The sequence below is a fragment of the Salmonella sp. 32010601201800023SM genome (assembly GCF_017572235.1).
GTDB lineage: Bacteria > Pseudomonadota > Gammaproteobacteria > Enterobacterales > Enterobacteriaceae > Salmonella > Salmonella enterica.
Genome location: NZ_JAGEQS010000015.1, coordinates 1 through 4,438, shown reverse-complemented (window position 1 = coordinate 4,438; position 4,438 = coordinate 1). Strand labels below are relative to the sequence as shown.

Annotated in this window: 5 protein-coding genes and 4 tRNA genes; 2 read left to right on the top strand and 7 right to left on the bottom strand. The window is 49.9% G+C overall.

The genetic code is table 11. The features are described from left to right. The 5 genes from J4617_RS22755 to J4617_RS22735 all read right to left on the bottom strand — a co-directional run. A partial coding sequence (locus J4617_RS22755) for a GTP-binding protein (protein ID WP_000031674.1) occupies positions 1-262 on the bottom strand: 262 nt, incomplete at its 3' end. A gap of 115 nt (positions 263-377) precedes the next feature. Beyond that, positions 378-453 (bottom strand) — tRNA-Thr (locus J4617_RS22750). Between the two features lie 6 nt (positions 454-459). Next, positions 460-534, bottom strand: a tRNA-Gly gene (locus tag J4617_RS22745). Positions 535-650: 116 nt separating this feature from the next. Beyond that, positions 651-735, bottom strand: a tRNA-Tyr gene (locus J4617_RS22740). An 8-nt stretch (positions 736-743) separates the two neighbouring features. Further along, positions 744-819: transfer RNA gene (locus tag J4617_RS22735), tRNA-Thr, on the bottom strand. Between the two features lie 19 nt (positions 820-838). Here J4617_RS22735 and J4617_RS22730 point away from each other — a divergent pair. Next, complete coding sequence (locus J4617_RS22730) at positions 839-1,012, top strand: hypothetical protein (protein WP_001541267.1); 174 nt, start codon at positions 839-841, stop codon at positions 1,010-1,012. Between the two features lie 208 nt (positions 1,013-1,220). Then, on the top strand, positions 1,221-2,171 hold the full coding sequence (coaA, locus tag J4617_RS22725) for a type I pantothenate kinase (protein ID WP_000023068.1): 951 nt from the start codon (positions 1,221-1,223) through the stop codon (positions 2,169-2,171). Positions 2,172-2,205: 34 nt separating this feature from the next. Here coaA and birA read toward each other — a convergent pair whose 3' ends face one another. Both birA and murB read right to left on the bottom strand, forming a co-directional pair. Beyond that, positions 2,206-3,168 (bottom strand): bifunctional biotin--[acetyl-CoA-carboxylase] ligase/biotin operon repressor BirA, encoded by a 963-nt coding sequence (gene birA / locus J4617_RS22720; RefSeq protein WP_000655746.1) that lies wholly within the window; start codon positions 3,166-3,168, stop codon positions 2,206-2,208. Further along, the gene (gene murB, locus J4617_RS22715; RefSeq protein WP_017466140.1) at positions 3,165-4,193 is read right to left on the bottom strand and encodes a UDP-N-acetylmuramate dehydrogenase; all 1,029 of its coding nucleotides are present in this window, start codon (positions 4,191-4,193) and stop codon (positions 3,165-3,167) included. Before murB ends, birA begins: the two co-directional genes overlap by 4 nt. Positions 4,194-4,438: the final 245 nt, after the last annotated feature.

Sequence of the window (4,438 nt, the reverse complement as noted above, 5' to 3'; positions counted from 1 at the left end):
AGTCGGCGTGCCCCGGGCAGTCTACGTGTGCGTAGTGGCGGGTCGGGGTATCGTATTCAACGTGAGAAGTGTTGATGGTGATACCACGCGCTTTTTCTTCCGGCGCGTTATCGATCTGGTCGAATGCGCGAGCGGCACCGCCGTAGGTTTTAGCCAGTACGGTAGTAATGGCAGCGGTCAGCGTTGTTTTACCATGGTCAACGTGGCCGATAGTACCGACGTTAACGTGCGGTTTTGTACGTTCAAACTTTTCTTTAGACATCGATTGTCCCTCTAAGACACGGATAAATCGGTGATATCACCACATCAACCAGGCAACACGCCCGACTTGTTGAATGCTAATAAACAGAAGAGAAAAACAGGAAGGAGAAAAGAAGTGGTGCTGATAGGCAGATTCGAACTGCCGACCTCACCCTTACCAAGGGTGCGCTCTACCAACTGAGCTATATCAGCACATCTTGGAGCGGGCAGCGGGAATCGAACCCGCATCATCAGCTTGGAAGGCTGAGGTAATAGCCATTATACGATGCCCGCATCCTGGAACTCGGCTACCTGATTTTCATTCTGCACTGAATATCGAGAGAAACTCTCTTTATTCGAGCCGGTAAGCGAACTTATCGTCTCGGGCTGCGCCATCGCGCGGCCGAAAATGGTGGTGGGGGAAGGATTCGAACCTTCGAAGTCTGTGACGGCAGATTTACAGTCTGCTCCCTTTGGCCGCTCGGGAACCCCACCGGACTTGATGGTGCCGACTACCGGAATCGAACTGGTGACCTACTGATTACAAGTCAGTTGCTCTACCTACTGAGCTAAGTCGGCATCAAGTAGCGCGCATTCTATGGAGACCTGCGTGCTCATGCAACTAAAAAATTGCATAAAATGTTCTATCGCTCACATTTTGCGCTATAAGAGACAAAAATGCTCTAATTTCAAACAAGAGAGCATAAATTTTCGGCATTTTACTGACCGTCTGACCAGAATACGACGCGGCATTTCAACGCTCCGTCGATAGAAAGCAATCTTCTGTATCTGGTATATTCGTCACATTGCTTCTCAGGGATAGCTTTCACAGCGAGATTTTTTCTTATTATTCCTCCCCATCTGGTGTTACCCTCCTGCCCATTGTCCAAATTAACTTAAATGTGACGTGCCGTTGCATGTCAGGGATGGCCCTCGTTCATCGCTGAACTGATGTAGCAATAGCAGCCAGAAACATGCTTATGAGTATAAAAGAGCAATCGTTAATGACGCCTTACCTACAGTTTGATCGCAGCCAGTGGGCTGCGCTTCGCGATTCTGTGCCGATGACCCTGACCGAGGATGAGATCGCGCAGTTAAAAGGCATTAATGAAGATTTATCGCTGGAAGAAGTTGCAGAAATATATTTACCTCTCTCCCGTTTGCTAAATTTCTATATCAGTTCAAATCTGCGTCGTCAGGCTGTCCTGGAACAGTTTCTGGGCACTAACGGCCAGCGAATCCCTTACATCATCAGTATCGCGGGCAGCGTCGCAGTGGGTAAAAGCACGACAGCACGCGTTCTGCAAGCGTTGCTGAGTCGCTGGCCGGAACACCGCCGTGTTGAATTGATTACCACTGACGGCTTCCTCCACCCAAACCAGGTGTTGAAAGAACGCGGGTTAATGAAGAAAAAGGGGTTCCCCGAATCGTATGATATGCACCGACTGGTGAAATTCGTTTCTGACCTCAAGTCGGGCGTACCGAACGTGACGGCGCCAGTCTATTCTCATTTGATTTACGATGTTATTCCTGAAGGGGATAAAACCGTCGCTCAGCCTGATATATTGATTCTTGAAGGTTTGAATGTTTTACAAAGCGGTATGGATTATCCTCACGATCCGCATCATGTATTTGTCTCTGATTTCGTTGATTTCTCTATTTACGTGGATGCGCCAGAAGAGCTTCTTCAGACGTGGTATATCAATCGCTTCCTGAAATTCCGCGAAGGGGCGTTTACCGATCCTGACTCTTATTTCCACAATTATGCGAAATTATCTAAAGAAGAAGCTGTTAATACAGCAGCTTCGCTTTGGAAAGAAATTAACTGGTTGAATTTAAAACAAAATATTTTACCTACACGAGAACGTGCCAGCCTTATTATGACCAAGAGCGCTAACCATGCGGTGGAACAGGTAAGATTGCGGAAATAACAGAAAAAAGGGGAGTACCGACTCCCCTTTTTTACTATTCGGCGCTTCGCAGCGATATTTCCCCACCCATCCAGGGTTTAATCACGCCATCCTGTTCAAGCAATAATGCACCCTGAGTATCAATGCCGCGAGAAATACCAAATATTTCTTTGTCGCCAATAATTAGTTTTACCGGGCGATCAATAAAATTATCCAGTTTTTTCCAGCGCGAAAGATAAGGAGAAAGACCTTCTTGCTCAAAAAGCTCAAGCGCAGCACGTAGCTTATAAATCAGCTTTGCGGCCAGCATATTGCGGTCGAGCGTAATTCCGGCCTCTTGTAGTGTGATCCATCCCTGATTTATCACGTCCTCTTCTACGCGACGCATTGCCATGTTAATACCAGCGCCAATCACTATTTGTGCGGCATCGCCCGTTTTACCGGTTAACTCGACCAGAATACCCGCCAGTTTGCGATCCAGCAGGTAGAGGTCGTTAGGCCACTTCACACGAACTTTATCTGCGCCCAGTTCACGCAGCACTTCCGCCATCACAATTCCAATGACCAGACTCAAGCCTATTGCCGCCGCAGGCCCCTGCTCCAGACGCCAGTACATTGAAAGATATAGATTCGCGCCAAACGGTGAGAACCATTTACGCCCGCGACGACCACGCCCCGCCTGTTGGTATTCTGCTACACAGGCATCGCCTGAACGCAGCTCGCCAATTCGATCAAGTAAATACTGATTGGTTGAATCGATAACGGGCAATACCGCCACGTTTCCGCTATCCAGTTGGCTATGTATACGGTCAGCATCCAGTAACTGGATGGGTTCCGGTAAGCTATATCCTTTCCCGGGAACGGTAAATACATCTACTCCCCAGTCGCGTAATGTCTGGATATGTTTATTAATAGCCGCACGGCTCATTCCCAGCCGTTCACCCAACTGCTCGCCTGAGTGAAACTCTCCGTCGGCAAGTAGTGAGATCAGCGTCAGGGGAACGGTAGTATCTTTCATGCAATGCTCTCCACAGCGTTCACCTCTCCGGACCGACCAATAAAGCGAACCTCAGGCTCCAGCCAGACATTAAATTTTTCACCCACTTTTTGCCGGACATGATGCGCCAGCGCCACCACATCTTTACTTGTCGCATCATTCGCATTAATCAATACCAGCGCCTGTTGGCGATGCACCGCAGCGCCGCCAATGGTGACGCCTTTCAACTGACATTGATCTATCAGCCAGCCTGCCGCCAGCTTCACTGAGCCGTCTGCCTGAGGGTAATGCGGCGCGTTGGGAAATCGTTCTAACAGTTCCATAGCGATATCGGCTGCGACAACGGGATTTTTAAAAAAGCTGCCCGCATTGCCATTCACTTTAGGATCCGGCAATTTTGTGGTGCGCATATGGCATACAGCATCAAACACCTGTTGCGCGGTGACCGTTTTCGGGTCCAGACGAGTAAGATCGCCATAGGTCAACACCGGCTGCCATTGCTTTGACAAACGCAGACCCACCGCGACGATCGCAACGCGATCCTGATATTCATTTTTGAAGATACTGTCACGATAGCCGAAACGGCATTCCGCCGCGGACAAACGCAGACGTTTTCCCGTTTCCAGTTCAACGCAGTCAACGTAGTCGCAGACGCGATGTAGTTCTACGCCATACGCGCCAATATTCTGTATAGGCGAGGAACCAACGCAGCCAGGGATGAGCGCCAGATTCTCCAGGCCGGGCATGTTGTTGTCCAGCGCGTAGCGAACCAGCTGATGCCAGTTTTCGCCTGCGCCGACGTGTAGGTGCCAGGCGCCCGCGGTTTCATTCACCTCAATGCCTTTCAGGCGGTTAAGGATCACGGTGCCGGCGTAATTTTCCAGAAACAGGACGTTGCTTCCTTCACCCAGGATCATAACCGGCAGTCCCTCACGAGTTGCTTGCTGCCAGGCGCTCAGTAGTTGTTGTTCGTTTTCAGCGCATACGATGTGCTTTGCACAATGATCAATGCCGAAGGTATTCCAGGGTTTTAGGGAGTGGGTCATGGCTGCTTTCCTGATACTCAATCGGCAATAGTTTACCGTATCTGTGTAGGGAAGGCTTGTGGTTATATTGAGGGTGGATCGGCGCGTCCCTGTAGGCTGGATAAGGCGGAGCCGCCATCCGGCAGACTACAGATAAAACAAAAGGCCCTGTCTTCCGACAGGGCCCTTCGTTTTATTTGATGCCTGGCAGTTCCCTACTCTCGCATGGGGAGACCCCACACTACCATCGGCGCTACGGCGTTTCA

What these genes read in the sequence shown, in the direction of transcription:
- J4617_RS22730 (WP_001541267.1), top strand. Translation starts at nt 839, where the DNA reads ATGGAGACCTGCGTGCTCATGCAACTAAAAAATTGCATAAAATGTTCT.
- coaA (WP_000023068.1), top strand. Translation starts at nt 1,221, where the DNA reads ATGAGTATAAAAGAGCAATCGTTAATGACGCCTTACCTACAGTTTGAT.
- birA (WP_000655746.1), bottom strand. Translation starts at nt 3,168, where the DNA reads ATGAAAGATACTACCGTTCCCCTGACGCTGATCTCACTACTTGCCGAC.
- murB (WP_017466140.1), bottom strand. Translation starts at nt 4,193, where the DNA reads ATGACCCACTCCCTAAAACCCTGGAATACCTTCGGCATTGATCATTGT.